The organism is Kitasatospora sp. NPDC101183 (assembly GCF_044767945.1).
GTDB lineage: Bacteria > Actinomycetota > Actinomycetes > Streptomycetales > Streptomycetaceae > Kitasatospora.
Map to the genome: position 1 here is coordinate 35,368 of NZ_JBIWOW010000014.1, position 16,581 is coordinate 51,948.

Annotated in this window: 16 protein-coding genes; 10 read left to right on the plus strand and 6 right to left on the minus strand. The window is 72.5% G+C overall.

What is annotated here, in order from left to right; translation table 11 throughout:
• Positions 1-13: 13 nt before the first annotated feature.
• The 4 genes from ACIRRS_RS20620 to ACIRRS_RS20635 are packed head-to-tail and all read left to right on the plus strand — an operon-like array spanning position 14 to position 3,955.
• Positions 14-976, plus strand: coding sequence for an ABC transporter permease (locus tag ACIRRS_RS20620; protein ID WP_402972587.1), 963 nt, complete (start codon positions 14-16; stop codon positions 974-976).
• Positions 973-1,959, plus strand: a complete 987-nt coding sequence (locus ACIRRS_RS20625) for an ABC transporter permease (protein WP_402972589.1) — start codon at positions 973-975, stop codon at positions 1,957-1,959. The genes ACIRRS_RS20620 and ACIRRS_RS20625 overlap by 4 nt, the downstream gene beginning before the upstream one ends.
• Complete coding sequence (locus tag ACIRRS_RS20630; RefSeq protein ID WP_402972591.1) at positions 1,959-2,963, plus strand: ABC transporter ATP-binding protein; 1,005 nt, start codon at positions 1,959-1,961, stop codon at positions 2,961-2,963. The genes ACIRRS_RS20625 and ACIRRS_RS20630 overlap by 1 nt, the downstream gene beginning before the upstream one ends.
• Positions 2,963-3,955, plus strand: coding sequence for an ABC transporter ATP-binding protein (locus ACIRRS_RS20635; protein WP_402972593.1), 993 nt, complete (start codon positions 2,963-2,965; stop codon positions 3,953-3,955). Before ACIRRS_RS20630 ends, ACIRRS_RS20635 begins: the two co-directional genes overlap by 1 nt.
• A gap of 63 nt (positions 3,956-4,018) precedes the next feature.
• Here the strand turns inward: ACIRRS_RS20635 and soxR are convergent, their stop codons facing one another.
• Positions 4,019-4,489 carry a redox-sensitive transcriptional activator SoxR gene (gene soxR, locus ACIRRS_RS20640; protein ID WP_402972594.1) on the minus strand — a complete coding sequence of 157 codons (471 nt, stop codon included), beginning with the start codon at positions 4,487-4,489 and terminating at the stop codon, positions 4,019-4,021.
• Positions 4,490-4,545: 56 nt separating this feature from the next.
• On the opposite strand from soxR, the gene ACIRRS_RS20645 reads away from it, so the two are divergent.
• The gene (locus ACIRRS_RS20645; RefSeq protein WP_402972596.1) at positions 4,546-6,000 is read left to right on the plus strand and encodes an MFS transporter; all 1,455 of its coding nucleotides are present in this window, start codon (positions 4,546-4,548) and stop codon (positions 5,998-6,000) included.
• Between the two features lie 61 nt (positions 6,001-6,061).
• Here the strand turns inward: ACIRRS_RS20645 and ACIRRS_RS20650 are convergent, their stop codons facing one another.
• Entirely contained in the window at positions 6,062-6,427 is a 366-nt protein-coding gene (locus ACIRRS_RS20650) for a YrdB family protein (RefSeq protein WP_402972598.1), read from the minus strand.
• A gap of 73 nt (positions 6,428-6,500) precedes the next feature.
• Complete coding sequence (locus ACIRRS_RS20655; protein WP_402972600.1) at positions 6,501-8,567, minus strand: prolyl oligopeptidase family serine peptidase; 2,067 nt, start codon at positions 8,565-8,567, stop codon at positions 6,501-6,503.
• A 96-nt stretch (positions 8,568-8,663) separates the two neighbouring features.
• On the opposite strand from ACIRRS_RS20655, the gene ACIRRS_RS20660 reads away from it, so the two are divergent.
• Complete coding sequence (locus ACIRRS_RS20660; protein WP_402972601.1) at positions 8,664-9,848, plus strand: aminotransferase class V-fold PLP-dependent enzyme; 1,185 nt, start codon at positions 8,664-8,666, stop codon at positions 9,846-9,848.
• A 171-nt stretch (positions 9,849-10,019) separates the two neighbouring features.
• Here ACIRRS_RS20660 and ACIRRS_RS20665 read toward each other — a convergent pair whose 3' ends face one another.
• Positions 10,020-10,364 carry an ArsR/SmtB family transcription factor gene (locus ACIRRS_RS20665; protein ID WP_402972602.1) on the minus strand — a complete coding sequence of 115 codons (345 nt, stop codon included), beginning with the start codon at positions 10,362-10,364 and terminating at the stop codon, positions 10,020-10,022.
• A gap of 32 nt (positions 10,365-10,396) precedes the next feature.
• Complete coding sequence (locus tag ACIRRS_RS20670; RefSeq protein WP_402972604.1) at positions 10,397-10,771, minus strand: hypothetical protein; 375 nt, start codon at positions 10,769-10,771, stop codon at positions 10,397-10,399.
• Positions 10,772-11,084: 313 nt separating this feature from the next.
• Between ACIRRS_RS20670 and ACIRRS_RS20675 the strand changes: the two genes are divergently transcribed.
• The 4 genes from ACIRRS_RS20675 (at position 11,085) to ACIRRS_RS20690 (ending at position 16,094) form a co-directional block, all read left to right on the plus strand.
• Positions 11,085-13,940, plus strand: coding sequence for a DEAD/DEAH box helicase (locus tag ACIRRS_RS20675; RefSeq protein WP_402972934.1), 2,856 nt, complete (start codon positions 11,085-11,087; stop codon positions 13,938-13,940).
• A gap of 257 nt (positions 13,941-14,197) precedes the next feature.
• Positions 14,198-14,950 carry a hypothetical protein gene (locus ACIRRS_RS20680; protein ID WP_402972606.1) on the plus strand — a complete coding sequence of 251 codons (753 nt, stop codon included), beginning with the start codon at positions 14,198-14,200 and terminating at the stop codon, positions 14,948-14,950.
• 29 nt (positions 14,951-14,979) lie between these two features.
• Positions 14,980-15,564: a hypothetical protein gene (locus tag ACIRRS_RS20685; protein ID WP_402972608.1), complete on the plus strand. Its 585-nt coding sequence runs from the start codon at positions 14,980-14,982 to the stop codon at positions 15,562-15,564.
• The gene (locus tag ACIRRS_RS20690) at positions 15,561-16,094 is read left to right on the plus strand and encodes a class IV adenylate cyclase (protein ID WP_402972610.1); all 534 of its coding nucleotides are present in this window, start codon (positions 15,561-15,563) and stop codon (positions 16,092-16,094) included. Before ACIRRS_RS20685 ends, ACIRRS_RS20690 begins: the two co-directional genes overlap by 4 nt.
• A gap of 290 nt (positions 16,095-16,384) precedes the next feature.
• Here ACIRRS_RS20690 and ACIRRS_RS20695 read toward each other — a convergent pair whose 3' ends face one another.
• Positions 16,385-16,531, minus strand: coding sequence for a hypothetical protein (locus ACIRRS_RS20695; protein WP_402972612.1), 147 nt, complete (start codon positions 16,529-16,531; stop codon positions 16,385-16,387).
• Positions 16,532-16,581: the final 50 nt, after the last annotated feature.

A 16,581-nucleotide genomic window follows, 5' to 3' on the forward strand; every position in this document is an offset into this window, starting at 1 on the left:
GGGGCCGCCGCCGATGAGTACCACCACTGAGCCCGCCGCCGTGGCAGACGCCGCGGCGGCGGGCCCCGCGAAGGACGTCGGGCGCGGGCCCTGGCGGCTGGTCTGGGACCAGCTGTGGGCCAAGGGCTCGGCCCGGTTCGGCCTGGTGACGGTCGCCGTGCTGCTCCTGACGGCCGTCCTGGCCGGTCCGCTGAGCTCGCTCGGCGGCTGGTCCCCCGAGGAGTTCGACAAGCGCTCCGTGGACTCCTACCTGGGAGGCACGCCCAAGGGCGACTTCGGCGGCATCAGCGCCCGGCACTGGCTGGGCGTCGAGCCCACCACCGGCCGCGACCTGTTCGCCCGGGTGCTGCACGGCGGCCAGGTCTCGCTGCTGATCGCCTTCACCGCCACCGTCCTGGTCGTGGTCGTCGGCACCCTGGCCGGCATCGCCGCGGGCTACTTCGGCGGCCGGACCGACTCCGTGCTGTCCAGGCTGATGGACCTCACGATGTCCTTCCCCTCGCTGATCTTCATGATCGCCATGATGTCGGTGGCCGAGGACGTCAACCGGATCCTGCTGATCACCATGGTGATCGGCCTGTTCACCTGGCCGGGCATCGCCCGCGTCGTCCGGGGCCAGACCCTGTCGCTCAAGCACAGCGAGTACGTCGAGGCCGCCAAGGTCGGCGGCGCCCGCTCCTGGCGCATCCTCACCAGGGAGATCCTGCCGAACGTCTCCGGGCCGGTCATCGCGTACACCACGCTGCTGATCCCCGGCATGATCGCCACCGAGGCCGCGCTCAGCTACCTCGGCGTGGGCGTGCGGCCGCCGACCTCCTCCTGGGGGCAGATGATCGCCGAGAGCATCAAGTACTACGAGACCGACCCGACGTACTTCCTCATCCCGACGGTCTTCCTCTTCCTCGCCGTGCTCGCCTTCACCCTGCTCGGAGACGCGCTGCGCGACATCCTCGACCCCCGGGGAGGCCGGTCGTGATCCTCTACCTCGGCCGCCGCCTGCTCGGCGTGGCGGGCATCCTGCTCGCCATCTGCGCCATCACCTTCACCATCTTCTACCTGCTGCCCAACGACCCGGCCGCCGCTGCCTGCGGCAAGACCTGCAGCCCCGAACGGCTCGCCGACGTGAAGGCGGCGATGGGCCTGGACAAGTCGGTCTGGCAGCAGTTCGCGGACTACCTGATCGGCATCTTCGCCGGCCGCGAGTACGGCACCGGCCCGACCGCCGTGCACTGCGGCTTCCCCTGCCTCGGCTACTCCTACGAGTACTCGCTCCCGGTCTGGGACCTGCTCACCGACCGCCTGCCGGTCTCGATCTCGCTCGCCATCGGTGCGGCCGTGCTCTGGCTGCTCCTCGGCCTCGGCGCGGGCGTCACCTCCGCGCTGCGCAAGGGCGGGTTCACCGACCGGACCCTGATGGTGCTCTCGGTCGGCGCCGCCTCGCTGCCGGTCTACTTCACCTCGATCATGCTGATCTGGGGCGTCGTCAGGACGGCCGGGCTGCTGCCGTACCCCTCGTACCACGCGTTCGCCGACAACCCCTTCGACTGGGCCTCCAACCTGCTGCTGCCCTGGATCGCGCTGGCCCTGCTGTACGCGGCCATGTACGCGCGCCAGAGCCGCAACTCGATGATCGAGGCGATGGCCGAGCCGTACATCCGCACCGCGAGGGCGAAGGGCCTGCCGCTGCGCACGGTCACCTTCAAGCACGGGCTGCGCTCCGCGATGACGCCGATCCTGACCATCTTCGGCATGGACCTCGGCGGGCTGCTCGCCGGGGCCGTCATCACCGAGTCCATCTTCGGCCTGCCCGGCGTCGGCCGGCTCTTCTACGACGGGCTGGCCCGCTCGGACCAGCCGGTCATCCTCGGCGTCACCCTGCTCGCGGCCTTCTTCATCGTCGTCGCGAACCTGCTGGTCGACCTGCTCTACGCGTTCGTCGACCCGAGAGTGAGGTACTGATGAGCGCACTGCTGGAGGTCGAAGGGCTCAAGGTCGCCTTCACCACCCCGCGCGGCATCGTCCGGGCCGTGGACGGCATCTCCTTCGCCGTCGAGGCCGGCCGCACCCTCGGCCTGGTCGGCGAGTCCGGCAGCGGCAAGTCCGTCACCTCGCTCGCCGTCATGGGCCTGCACCAGGGCGCCGCCGTCGAGGGCTCGATCCGGCTCAACGGGCAGGAGCTCAACGGGCTCGGGGAGCGGGAGTTGAGGACGGTACGGGGCCGGCGGATCGCGATGATCTTCCAGGACCCGCTGTCCAGCCTGCACCCCTTCTACACCGTCGGCGAGCAGATCGCCGAGCACTACCGGGTGCACTTCAAGGCGAGCCGCAAGGCCGGCCGCGCCAAGGCGATCGAGATGCTGGCCGAGGTCGGCATCCCCGAGCCGACCCGGCGCGTGGACGAGTACCCGCACCAGTTCTCCGGAGGCATGCGCCAGCGCGTCATGATCGCCATGGCGCTGGCCTGCGAACCCGAGCTGCTCATCGCCGACGAGCCCACCACCGCCCTCGACGTCACCGTCCAGGCGCAGATCCTCGACCTGATCGCCCGCATCCAGCAGGAGCGCGGCCTCGGCGTCGTGATGATCACCCACGACCTGGGCGTCGTCGCCCGGGTCGCCCACGAGGTGCTGGTCATGTACGGCGGCCGGGCCGCCGAACAGGCCTCCGTGGACCGGCTGTTCGCGCAGCCAGCCCACCCGTACACCCGGGGGCTGCTGGACTCGCTGCCCCGGCTCGACGACGGCGACGACGCCCCGTTGCGGGCCATCCCGGGGACCCCGCCCTCGCTGCTGGCCCCCGCCCCCGGCTGCTCCTTCGCCCCGCGCTGCGCCCGCACCACCGCGGCGCAGGCCGAGGAGCACGCCCGCTGCCTGGCCGAACGGCCCGAGCTCGGCCCCCTCGGGCCGGGCCACCTGGCGGCCTGTCATCTGCCGCTGGTGCGTGTTTCGGAGAAGGTGCTGTGATGCCGCTGCTGTCCGTGAAGGACCTGGTGAAGACGTTCCCCGGCCGGCGCAGCCGCAGCGGCCGGGCCGGTGCGCCGATCCGGGCCGTGGACGGGGTCAGCTTCGACCTGGAGGCGGGGGAGACCCTGGGCCTGGTCGGCGAGTCCGGCTGCGGGAAGTCCACCACCGGGCGGATGCTCGTCCGGCTGCTCGACCCGACCTCGGGCACCGTCACCTTCGACGGCACCGAGATCGGCGGGCTCTCGCAGGCCCAACTGCGGCCGCACCGGCGGAACCTGCAGATGGTGTTCCAGGACCCGTACTCCTCGCTCAACCCCCGGCAGACGGTCGCCCGGATCATCTCCGAGCCGCTGCTGGTGCAGGGCTCCTCCGCCGCCGACGCGCGCAAGCGGGTCGTCGAGCTGATGGAGCTGGTCGGGCTGATCCCCGAGCACGTGGACCGCTACCCGCACGAGTTCTCCGGCGGCCAGGCGCAGCGCATCGGCATCGCCCGCTCGCTGGCCACCTCGCCGAAGCTGGTGATCGCGGACGAGCCGGTCTCCGCGCTGGACGTCTCCATCCAGGCCCAGGTGGTCAACCTGATGGAGCGCCTGCAGAAGGAGCTGGGCCTGGCGTACGTGTTCATCGCGCACGACCTCTCGGTGGTCAAGCGGGTCTGCGACCGCGTCGCGGTGATGTACCTGGGGCGGATCGTCGAGATCGGCGACAAGGCCGACGTGTACGGCGAGCCGGCGCACCCGTACACCAGGGCGCTGCTGTCCGCCGTGCCGCTGCCGGACCCGGCGGCGGAGCGGGAGCGGGAGCGGATCGTCCTTCTCGGGGACCCGCCGAGCCCGGCGAACCCGCCGAAGGGGTGCAGCTTCCACCCGCGCTGCCCGAAGGCGCAGGAGGTGTGCCGCACGGAGCGGCCGCTGCTGCGGATCGTCGGGACGGGCGAGCGGCAGGCGGCGTGCCACTTCCCGGAGGGTGGCGAGGCCCTCCAGACCCCCTAGACCCCCGGTCGGGCGTGGCGGGGAACCTCATGAGGGCCACGTCCGACCGGGTTCCACCTGGTCTCAGGCCTCCGCCTCCGTGTCACCGAGGTGGGGCAGCAGCCGCGGGCCGGGCCCCTCGGCGGCGAGTTCGTCGCCGGGGTTGAGCACCCGGCAGCGGCGCAGCGAGACGCAGCCGCAGCCGATGCAGCCGGTCAACTCGGCCTCCAGGCGCTCCAGTTCGAGCCGCCTCGCGCGCAGCTGCTCCGTCCAGCGGCGGGAGATCCGCTCCCAGTCGTGCTTGCCCGGCATCCGGTCCTCCGGGAGGGCGGCGAACACCTCGGCGACCTCGGAGAGCGGGATGCCGAGCCGCTTGGCGACCAGGACCAGCGAGAGCCGGCGCAGCACGTGGCGCCGGTAGCGGCGCTGGTTGCCGGTGGTGCGCTCGGAGGAGATCAGCCCCTGCTCCTCGTAGAAGCGCACGGCCGAGGTGGCGATCCCGGCCCGCCGGGCCACCTCCCCGACGCTCAGCAGGTCGACCGGCGCGGTGGTCATGGCGGCTCCTCGACGTCCTTGACTTCAAGTTCTGTTGAAGTCCTAGCGTATCGGACGTGAGCGAATCCTCTGCCGTCAAGAACCTTGGCATACCTGCTGACCAGGGAAGTCGTCCGACGACGCCGTCACCCGCCGAGAGCGCGGGCGGATGGGGCGAACTCTTCTCCCGCCGGTTCGCGGCGGCCGCGTCGATCCTGGCGGGCGGGGTCGCGCTGTACGCGATGAACCTCTACTTCACCGCCGCCCTGATGCCCTCGATCGTGGCCGACATCGGCGGCGAGCGGTACTACGCCTGGGTGGCCACCGGCTTCCTGATGGCGGCCGTGATCGCCTCCATGCTCGTCAGCCGACTGCTGGACCGGCTGGGCGCCGCCCGGGCGTACGTCCTGGGGTTCCTGGTCTTCGGTGCGGGGGCGGTGGTCAACGCGGCCAGCCCGTCGATGGCGGCGCTGATCCTCGGCCGGGTGGTGCAGGGCCTCGGCGGCGGGCTGGTGGCCGGGCTCGGCTACGCCGTCATCCGCAGCGCGCTGCCGCAGCGGCTGTGGACCAGGGCGGCCGGGCTGGTCTCCGCGATGTGGGGCATCGGCACGCTCGTCGGCCCGTCGCTGGGCGGGCTGTTCGCGCAGCTGGGGGCCTGGCGCGGGGCGTACCTGCTGTTGCTGCTCGCGGCGCTGGTGCTGGCCGCACTCGCGCACCGGGTGCTGCCCGGGCCGTCCGGCGACGGGCCGGGCCCGGGGCGGGTGCCGCTCGTGCCGCTGGTGGTGCTGACGCTGGCCGCGGCGGCGTTCAGCGTCAGCTCGACGGTGCCGCGCGGCTGGGCCACGGGCGCCTGCCTCCTGGCCGGGCTGGCCCTGCTCGTGGGCTTCGTGCTGGCCGAGCGGCGCGGCCCGGCGACCGTCCTGCCGCACCGGACGTACCGGGCGGGCAACGGCCTCAAGTGGCTCTACCTGACCGTCGCGGTGCTGTGCGGCGGAGTGATCCCGGAGAACTTCATCCCGCTGTTCGGGCAGGGTCTGGGCGGGCTGGGCCCGCTGGTGGCCGGGTTCCTGGGCGCGGCGATCTCGGCGGGCTGGACCTCGGCGCAGCTGTTCAGCGTGACGATCACCTCGGCGGCGGGCCGGGCCCGGGCGGTCCGTACCGGCCCGGTGGTGCTGACGGCCGGCCTGGTGGCGTACGGGCTGCTGCAGACCGGCGAGGCCTCGGGGCCGCGGATCGCGCTCTGGGCGGCCGTGCTGTTCCTCGCCGGGACGGGCATCGGGCTGGCCTTCCCGCACCTGAGCGTGGCGGCGATGAGCAGCAGCGAGGACCCGGTGGAGGGCGGCAAGGCGGCCGCCGCGCTGAACACGACCCAGCTGATCTCGTACGCGGTGGTGTCGGCGCTGGCCGGGACGCTGATCAGCCTGGGCGGGGAGGACCTGCTGGCCTCCGCCCGCTACATGACCTTCGGGATCGCCGGGATCACCCTGCTCGGGGTGGCCACGGCCTCGCTCACCGCGCGCCGGGCGCGGTGAGCCGCTGAGACCGGCCCCGGTCCGTCCCTTTTCGTCGGGGGGACGGGCCGGGGCCCCTGTTTCACCGTGTGCTGTACTCGACGGCCACGCTGACCACCACCAGGGCCCCGTACACCCGGGCCAGGGTGGGGTGGCCGGTGGCGTGCAGGGCGAGGGCGGCGGTGCCGAGGACGAGCAGTTTGAGCACGATCTCGACGGCGAGCGGCTGGCGGAACCTCGGGCCGCCCGCCGCGAGGAACAGGCCCCAGACCGTGCCGGCCGCGACGGGTGCGCCGAGGCCGAGCAGCAGTCGGGTGGCCAGGTTGGAGCCGGTCCTGAAACCCCAGTAGCACAGGGCCGCCAGCAGGGCGAGCTCCAGCCCGAAGGCGAGGCCCGCGTTGGTCGCCGTCAGCGGTGTCCACTGGTGCTCGGGTCTTCCGGTCTTCATCTCTGCGAACTCCCCCGTCCGTGCTGTCTGGGCGGGGGGAGTCTGCCAGCCCGGGGTGTCCGGGATCAACGGATCACGCCAGGGCGCCGCGCAGGAAGGCGAGTTCGGCGAGGGCGAGCTGCTCGTTGAGGCCGCCCGGGGTCATGTGGGTGACGCCCGGCAGCGGCAGGACGCTGTGCGGGCGGCCGGCGCGGGTGAGGGCCTGGGAGAGCAGCAGGGTGTGCGAGGGGTGGACGTTGTCGTCGGCCAGCCCGTGGATCAGCAGCAGCGGACGGTCCAGGGAGGGTGCGTCGGTGATCAGGCAGTCGTCGGCGTAGCCCTCGGGGTTGTCCTGCGGCAGGCCGAGGTAGCGCTCGGTGTACGCGGTGTCGTAGAGGCGGAAGTCGGTGGGCGGGGCGCCCGCGCAGGCGGCGTGGAAGACGTCGGGGCGGCGCAGCACGGCGAGGGCGGCGAAGTAGCCGCCGTACGACCAGCCGCGCACGCCGACGCGGCCGAGGTCGAGGTCGGGGTGGTGGGCGGCGAGGGCGTGCAGGGCGTCGACCTGGTCGTCCAGGGCGACCTGGGAGAAGCGGCGGAAGATCGCGCGGGTGAAGTCGGGGGAGACGAACGGGGTCCCGCGGTTGTCGGTGGTGACCACGGCGAAGCCCTGGTCGGCCCACCACTGGCGCAGCTGCCAGCGGCGCGGCTCGGTGGCGACGGCCTGGAAGCCGGGCCCGCCGTAGACGTCCAGGAGGACGGGCAGGCGCCGGCCGGGCACGTGCGCGCGGGGGTAGACGACGGCGGTGGGCAGGGCGCGTTCGGTGACGCGGGCCAGGCGCGGGCGCACGGTGTACGGCAGGGCGGCGGCGAGGTCGGTGAGCGGCAGTTCGCGGCCCTCGCGCAGCAGGGTGCGGCGGATGCCGTCGGGGGTGGCGGAGGTGAGGAGCAGGGTGAGGCCGGCGGCGAGCGCGGAGTGGACGCCCGGGCCGCCCTGGACGAGGACGGGGGCGCCGCCGTCCGGGTCGATCAGGTGGACGTGCTGGTCGGCCGGGTCGCCCTGGCCGGTCTCGCAGAGCAGCGCGCCGTCCAGGCGGCCGACGACGCGGCGGATCTGGAGGCCCTCGGTGTCCAGGGGCTTGCCGTCGAGGGCGAGGCCGCGGGCCTGCGGGGTGTCGTGGACGGTGAGGAGGCGGCCGTCCGGCAGGCGGGCGGGGGTGCCGGGCAGGTCGTCGACCCAGAACTCGTCGGTGGTGCGGGAGAGTTCACTGGTCTCGCCGGTCGCGGGGTCGGCGGTGAGCAGCAGCACGTTCTGCTGGAGGCGGTCGGCGACGGTGAGCAGCACCTCGCCGTCCGAGGCCCACTCGGCGGCGCAGACGTACGGGAACTCGGCGGCGTCCCAGCGCAGTTGGACGCGGGTGCGGTCGAGGCCGAGGACCCAGAGCTGGACGTCGGCGTTGGGGCCGCCGGCCAGCGGGTAGGCGAAGTCCTCGCCGGGCTCGCCGGGGGCGGCCGGGTCGGCGAAGTAGCGGCGGGGGAGGGCGGATTCGTCGACGCGGGCGGCGAGCAGGGCTCCGCCGTCCGGGCGCCACCAGTGGCCGCGGGAGCGGCCGAGCTCCTCGGCGGCGGCGAACTCGGCGACGCCCCAGCGGGCGCCGTCGGCGGGGGAGAGCGGCTCGGCGTCGGGGGTGACGTGGAGGGCGTCGGAGGCGACGTAGGCGGTGCGCTCGCCGGTGGCGTCCGGGCGGGGGTCGAACGCCGCTGCGGGGACGGGGAGTTCGGCGGTGGTGCCGGTGGCGGTCTCGGTGCGGAAGAGGCGGCCGTCGAGGGTGAAGACGGCGACGGCGAGGTCGGGGGTGGCGGCGAAGGTGCCGATGCCGGCCGCCGTCAGCCGGACGCGCTCGCGCAACCGCCGCTCGACGGGCGGGAGTTCGTCGCGGGCGCCGGTGCGGTCGGGGGCGAGGGCGGTCGGGTCGGCGACCAGGCGCTCCTCGCCGGTGGCGGCGTCCAGCAGGTACAGGCGGTCGACGGGATCGTCCGAACCGGTCGAGCGGAGCAGGAGGAGCCGGGTACCGTCCTCCGCGAGGGTGAGGGCGCGCGGCGCGCCGGAGGTGAACCGGTTGGTGCGGGCGCTGAGGGCCAGGAAGGGGTCGGCGAGGGTCATGGGCCGATCGTGGTCGTCCGGGGCGTTGACCTGCCAGTCTTATGTCATGTGAAATGTCACACACCACGCTGTCGTGCATGTGAAGGGGAGGCCGTCGTGACCGAGGACCGGACGGAAGAGCTGTGGGCCGCCGAGGCCCCGGAGCCGCTGCCCGCCGCCGAGGGACTGTTCGCCGTCTCCGAGGGCGCGGCCCACCTCAACCACGGCTCGTACGGCGCGCCGCCGCTGCCCGTCCTGCGGCTGCGGGAGCAGCTGCGGGCGCAGGAGGAGCTGGACCCGGACGGCTTCTTCGCCGACCTGCCCGCCCGCGTCGCCGGGGCCCGTACGGCGATCGCCGCCGACCTGGGCGTCGACCCGGCCGGCCTCGCCCTCGTCTCCAACGTCACCGAGGCCGTCTCCATCGCCCTGGACAGCCTGCCGCTGGCCCCCGGCGACCGGGTGCTCGTCACCGACCACGGCTACGGCGTCGTCAACCGGGCCGCCGCCCGCAGGGCCGCCGAGGCCGGGGCCGAACTGCGCGTCGTCGAGCTGCCGCTGGACGCGCCCGACGAGGCGGCCGTACGGGAGGCGGTGCTCGCCGCCGTCGACGGGCGCACCTCCGTCGCCGTCCTCGACCAGATCACCTCCCCCACCGCCCGGCTGGTCGCCGGCCCCGGGCTGCTCGCCGAGCTGCGCCGGCGCGGGGTGACCACCGTGGTGGACGGCGCCCACGCGCCCGGCATGCTGGCCGCGCCCGTCGACCCGGACGCCGACTTCTGGTTCGGCAACCTGCACAAGTGGGCCTTCGCCCCGCGCCCCTGCGGCGTGCTCGCCGTCCACCCCGAGTGGCGGGCGCGGGTGCGCCCGCTCACCGTCTCCTGGGAGGACCACCGGGGCTTCCCGGCGAGCGTCGAATGGCGCGGCACCGGCGACTACACGCCCTGGCTGGCCGCCCCGGCGGGCCTCGCCCTGCTGCGCGGGCTGGGCGCCGCCGCCGTGTCCGGGCACAACGCGGCGCTCGCCCGGTACGGCCAGCGGGTGCTCGCCGAGCGGGCCGGGCTGCGGCCGCTGCCCGCCACGCCCGGGGTGTGGATGCGGACGGTGCGGCTGCCCGCCGGGTGGGCCGAGGCGGAGGAGGGCGCGCGGGAGGTCATGGGCGAGGTGTGGCGGCGGCTCGGCACCCGCGTCGCCGTCCGCCCGTGGGAGGGCGGCGGGGTGCTGCGGATCAGCGCGCAGCTGTACAACCGGGCCGGGGAGTACGAGCGGCTGGCGGACGGGCTGGCGGGGCTGCTGAAGGCGTAGGCGCAGGCCTAGGGCGTGTCTTTCGGATCACGCCAGGCGGACGCCGCCGGGGCACGCACCTCGCCGGCTTCTCGTCAGTCGCCGATGCTCCGCATGGACTCCCTCCTCGGCGCCGCCGATGCACGCACCCCAACGACGCCCGCTGATCCGACGTGATCCGAAAGACACGCCCTAGCCCGTCGGGCGTTCGCCGGTCGCGCGCAGTTCGGCGAGCAGGACGCTGCGGTCGGCGAGCAGCCCGGTGAGGATGCGCCGGGCCGAGCGCAGCAGGTCGGCGACGTCCCCGCCGGCCAGCGCGTACACCACCGTGCCGCCCTCGCGCGTCGCCGTGACGATGCCCGACCGGCGCAGCACCGCGAGCTGCTGGGACAGGCTGGACGGCTCCACGTCCAGCTCGGCGAGCAGGCCGCGCACGGGCGTGGGCCCGGCCTGGAGCAGTTCCAGCACCCGGATGCGGACGGGGTGGCCGAGCATCCGGAAGAACTCGGCCTTGGCCTGGTACAGCGCCACCGTCACGACGCTCCCTCCGGTCGGATTCCTCGGACGTGTCAGATCTCCAGGGAGGTCTCGATCAGCTTGAGCTGGTGGCGGGCCATCGCCAGGTTGGAGCGGCCGCGGTTGAGTGCCAGGAAGAGGAACAGGCCGCGCCCGCTGGGCGTCGTGATCGGCCGGACCATGTGGTACTGGCTGGTGAGGCTGATCAGGATGTCCTCGATCTCGTTGTCGTGGAGGTTGAGCATCTCCATCGCCCGCATCTTGGCCCGCACGACGTCGGTGTTGCCGGCCGCGGCGACGTTGAGGTCGAGCTCGTTGCCGTCGCCCAGGCTGCCGAGGGCCATGCCGCTGCCGTAGTCGACCAGGGCGACGCCGATCGCGCCGTCGATCGTCATGGCCTGCTTCAGGGACGTCTCCAGGTCCGCCATGGTGGCTGTCCTCCCGTGAGTCGGTGACGTGGTTGTGGTGGCTGTGGCTCATGAAGGTAGGGAGCGGGCGGCGGATTCCACAGGGGATGACCGGAGACGTTCGAACCTGATCCGACCTTGATCCGATGCTGATCACTTGAAGACATTTGCAACTATGGATTTGGGAGAGGAGTGATCTCGTCAGCCCCGGTTGACGTCCGCCGACCCGCTGCGCGGGACGGACACCCGCGCGAAAAAGGGTGCTATCGATGTCACCCCTCCCGGGTAACCTCTCGCTGAGATGCGAGATCACACCAACCACACCCGGACGGCGATGAACACCCCTGATCCAGAGCCCCAGGCCAGCCTGGAGCTCAGCCCCGCCGAGGCTTACGCGGCCAGCCGTCGCCGGGCCGCGGAGCAGGCCACCGCCCTGTACGGCTTCCAGCAGCTGTACGACTTCCCGCTGGACGCCTTCCAGGTCGAGGCCTGCGAGGCCCTCGAAGCCGGATCGGGCGTGCTCGTCGCCGCCCCCACCGGCTCCGGGAAGACCATCGTCGGCGAGTTCGCCGTGCACCTGGCCCTGGCCGCCGGGCGCAAGTGCTTCTACACCACGCCCATCAAGGCGCTCTCCAACCAGAAGTACGGGGACCTGGTCAGGCGCTACGGCGCCGACAAGGTGGGCCTGCTCACCGGCGACAACACCGTCAACGGCGACGCCCCCGTGGTGGTCATGACCACCGAGGTGCTGCGCAACATGCTCTACGCGGGCTCCAGCACCCTCGACGGCCTCGGCTACGTCGTCATGGACGAGGTCCACTACCTCGCCGACCGCTTCCGCGGCGCCGTCTGGGAGGAGGTCATCATCCACCTCCCCGAGTCGGTCACCCTCGTCTCGCTCTCCGCGACCGTCTCCAACGCCGAGGAGTTCGGCGACTGGCTCGACACCGTCCGCGGCGGCACCAAGGTGATCGTCTCCGAGACCAGGCCCGTGCCGCTGTGGCAGCACGTGATGGCCGGCAACCGGATGTACGACCTGTTCGCCGACCCCGACCGCGACGGCCGGCCCAAGCACAACCTCAAGAACCCCGGCAAGGCCGTCAACCCCGAACTCGTCCGCCTCGCCCGCTCCGAGCTGGACCGCAACCCGCGCGACCGCTTCGGCCGCGGCCGGGGGCGCTCCATGCCCAACGGCCGTCCCGGCAAGGTCTGGACGCCCGGGCGCGTCGACGTCATCGACCGGCTCGACGCCGAGGGCCTGCTGCCCGCGATCACGTTCATCTTCAGCCGGGCCGGCTGCGAGGCCGCCGTCCAGCAGTGCCTCACCTCCGGCCTGCGGCTCAACAAGGAGTCCGACCGCGCCGTCGTCCGCACCCTCGTCGAGGAGCGCTGCGCCGACATCCCCGACGAGGACCTCCACGTCCTCGGCTACTTCGAGTGGCTGGACGGGCTGGAGCGCGGCATCGCCGCCCACCACGCCGGAATGCTGCCCCGGTTCAAGGAGGTCGTCGAGGAGCTGTTCGTGAAGGGCCTGGTCAAGGCCGTCTTCGCGACCGAGACGCTCGCCCTCGGCATCAACATGCCCGCCCGCTCGGTGGTCATGGAGAAGCTCGTCAAGTGGAACGGCGAGACCCACGCCGACGTCACCCCCGGCGAGTACACCCAGCTCACCGGGCGCGCCGGGCGGCGCGGCATCGACATCGAGGGCCACGCCGTCGTGCTCTGGCAGCGCGGCCTCGACCCGGAGGCCCTGGCCGGGCTCGCCGGCGCCCGCACGTACCCGCTCAAGTCCTCCTTCCGGCCGTCCTACAACATGGCCGTCAACCTCGTCGCCCAGTTCGGGCGGCACCGCTCGCGCGAACTCCTCGAGACCTCCTTCGCGCAGTTCCAGGCCGACCGCTCCGTCGTCGGCATCGCGCGCCAGGTGCAGCGCAACGAGGAGGGGCTGGACGGCTACCGCGAGTCCATGACCTGCCACCTCGGCGACTTCGACGCGTACATGGAGCTGCGGCGCACGCTCAAGGACCGCGAGAACGAGCTCGCGCGCGAGGGCACCAGCCAGCGCCGCGCCGCCGCCGTCGAATCCATCGAGCAGCTCAAGCCGGGCGACGTCATCCACGTCCCCACCGGCAAGTTCGCCGGCCTCGCCCTCGTCCTCGACCCCGGCCTGCCGCCCGTCAACCGCTCCGGCCGGGGCGGCCCGCGCCACCCCGACTACCAGGACGGGCCGCGGCCCGTCGTGCTCACCGCCGAACGGCAGGTCAAGCGGCTCGCGATGATCGACTTCCCGCACCCGGTGGAGGCGATCGAGCGGGTGCGCATCCCCAAGTCCTTCAACCCGCGCAGCCCCCAGTCCCGCCGCGACCTCGCCTCCGCGCTGCGCACCAAGGCCGGCCACCTCGAACCCGAGCGGTTCCGGCGCGGCCGCGCGGCCGCCGCCGACGACCCCGAGATCACCCGGCTCCGCGCCGAGATCCGCCAGCACCCCTGCCACGGCTGCTCCGACCGCGAGGACCACGCCCGCTGGGCCGAGCGCTACCACCGGCTCCACCGCGACACGGAACTGCTCGAACGCCGGATGCGCTCGCGGACGCACACCATCGCCCGCACCTTCGACCGGGTGTGCGGACTGCTGACCGACCTCGGCTACCTGCGCGGCGACACCGTCACCGACGACGGCAAGCGGCTCGGACGGCTGTACGGCGAACTCGACCTGCTCGCCTCCGAATGCATCCGCGAAGGCGTCTGGAGCGGCCTCGCCGCCGCCGAACTCGCCGCCTGCGCCTCGGCACTGGTGTACGAGTCCCGCCAGTCCGACGACGCCGCAACCCCCCGCGTACCGGAGGGCGGTGCCAAGGAGGCGCTCGGCCAGATGGTCCGCATCTGGGGCCACCTCGACGCTCTCGAGGAGCAGCACCGCATCAACACCGCGGAAGGCGTCGGCCAGCGCGAACCCGACCTCGGCTTCGCCTGGGCCGCCTACCGCTGGGCCCTCGGCCACAGCCTCGACCAGGTCCTGCGCGACGCCGAGATGCCGGCCGGCGACTTCGTCCGCTGGACCAAGCAGCTCATCGACGTCCTCGGCCAGATCCAGGACGCCGCCGGCGAGGACGCCGACCTGCGCAAGACCGCCCGGAAGGCCATCGACAGCCTCCGCCGCGGCATCATCGCGTACTCCTCCGTGGGCTGACCGACTACCAATGGACGAGGCCGCCCGGGCGGCCTCGTCCTGTGGGGTGAACACCCGCGCGTCATCAGCTTCGCTTCGGAGTTCTACCGCCGTTCCCCACCATCCACCCCCCACCCGCCTCCGGCGGGTGCCCGCCCCGGGCCCGGCCGCGTGAGGCGTGTGTCGTGACTACCGGTGCCGATGTTCGGCGAGCTGAGCTGGTCAGTGACAGGCCGAACCATCTCTGGACGCTACCTGCCTTGCGTGCACTCGCCATTGTGCACACCAGCTCGGACGAGGCCTGGGCGCTCGTCGAGGGAGCGGAGACCCTGCGGCAGCAGCAGGTTGCCGTGATCCCTCCGTGGAGCGAGGGTGCTCACGTCACCGAGGACGGGCGGGCCGTGACCTTCTGGCAGGATCCCGGGAAACCGAGCAGCGACACCTCCCTGTCCGCCTGGGTGACGGCTCTCACGCACAGGATCGATCCCGCAACGGCTCCCCGGCTCGGGGAGCACGACCCGTTCGACGGGCTGTTGGACGGTCTGGACTCCGCTCCGCTCGACGATTCCGCCCGCCGGTTCCTCTGCGGGCGCGAGGCCCAGTTGCGTGAGGAGTGGGACTACCTCGACTGGCCGTCTCCGGACACGGTCATCCTCGGAGGCCTCCGCATGGTGCCGTGCCACGACAACGGGGTCCGCGTCGGCTTCCTGCTGCGCCGCCCGCTCCAACGAGGCCATCGTGAATGGGATCTGGTCGCCGCCCGCTGGCGCTCCGAGCAACTGATCGGCCCACGCGAGGACCACGGGCGCTTCGCCGACACCTACCTCTCGTACGAGGACCGCCCCCTGGAGCGCGCCTACATCGGGGCCTGGTCCGGCTACCAGGTCGTGCGCGACCTCGTCGTGCTCACCGAGGTGATGGAGGTGGTACGCCGTGCCCACCTCGACGCCCACACCCGTCGGCAGGCCATGTACCGAGTGGCGTGCCTGCGCGGAGCCCATCGGATTCCCTGGAACTGGGGGCCGCGATGAACCGACCCGGGAACGGAGTTCGCACGGACGTGACCCGAGGGGTCTTCGTCACCCTCGACGGACTCAGCGCGAGCGGGAAGACCACCGTCGCGCCCTTGATCGCCGCACTCGTCAACGGTGTTCACCTCACGGACCGGACGCTGCCGACCTTCCCGCGTATGCGGGCAGAGGTCGATGCCACCGGCGTCCTGCCGGCGAGGTTCCACTGGTGGATGATGGCGAACCACATCAAGTCCGAGACCGCGCGGGCCCTAGTCGAGGCCGGCCGGACGGTCGTGGTCGAGTCCTACTTCCCGCGCACCGTCGCGACGCACAGGGCGATGGGCCACGACTGCGCGCCGAGGTATCCGGACGAGGCCCTCGTCCCGGACGTGGCGATCCTGCTGGAAGTGGAGGAAGGCGTCCGCCAAGAGCGGCTTCGCGGGCGTGCCGAGCGAGGGGCGCTGTCGTACTGGCACCAGCGCGAGGAACCGAACGTGGCGGAAAGCACCCGCGTGTACCGGGAGTTCGGCCTGCTGCCGGTGGACGGCACCGGCCGTACGGCCGACGAAGTGGCGCGCGGCATCGCCGATGCCGTGCGTGCGTACCGCATCGAGGAAGGCAAGCATCTGTGACCGCAATCGAGTTCGAGGCGAAGATCCTCAACATCGAGGCGGAGGCCATCCGTTCTCGTCTGGCAGAGGTTGGTGCCGAGCACCTGCGTGACCGGCTCCAGCGCCGCTACGTCTACGACATCCCCGGTCGGCCGGGCGCGTGGGTACGGCTGCGCGACACCGGCTCCGACGTCACGCTGTGCGTCAAGGAGATCCACTCCGACGCCACCGACGGCGTCACCGAAACGGAGACGAGCGTCGGTGACTTCGACACCACGAACGCGATCCTCGGCAAGCTCGGCTACCGGCCGAAGGCGTACCAGGAGAACCGTCGGTCCTCCTGGACGTTCGGGGGCGCGGCCGTCGAGATCGACCACTGGCCACTGATTCCCCCGTACCTGGAGATCGAGGGCGACAGTGCCGAGCACGTCCATGCGACCGCTCTTGCGCTGGGGCTCCCGTTGGACGAACTGACCAGCGAGAACACGACCAAGGTCTACCACCGCTACGGGATCGACATCGAGGCGATCCCTCGGCTCACGTTCGAATGACAGGAGACGAACGTTGCCAGCATTCAACCGACCGGCGGTCCGCATCGTCCGTGACAGGACCATCCGCATCAAGGTGATCGACGACTGCGGGCTGGCCTGCACGTTCTGCCACAACGAAGGAACGCCCGTCACTGCCGATCATCGAGGCCGCACCGAGCCGCCCTTCGCGGCCGGGCCTGGTAGGACCGGCCGCGTATGGCTCCGAACCTGTCGTTCCGGCGGGCGGTGCGAACCGTGGCGAGGGCGTTCGGCGCCGACGAGGTGCACCTCAGGGGCGGCGAGCCGACCCTTCACACCGAGGTGCCCGCACTGGTCGCCTCGCTCACCCGCGTTGGCCTGAGCGTCGGCATGACCAGCAACGGGGAGCGCGGACGGCAGGTGATGGCGGAGTGCTCGGCGGCGGGCCTCCACAGGGTGAACGTCTCGGTCTTCGGCACGACCGCCGAGGATTTGAGTGAGGAGCGGGATCGTGGAAGAGGTGGAGGCG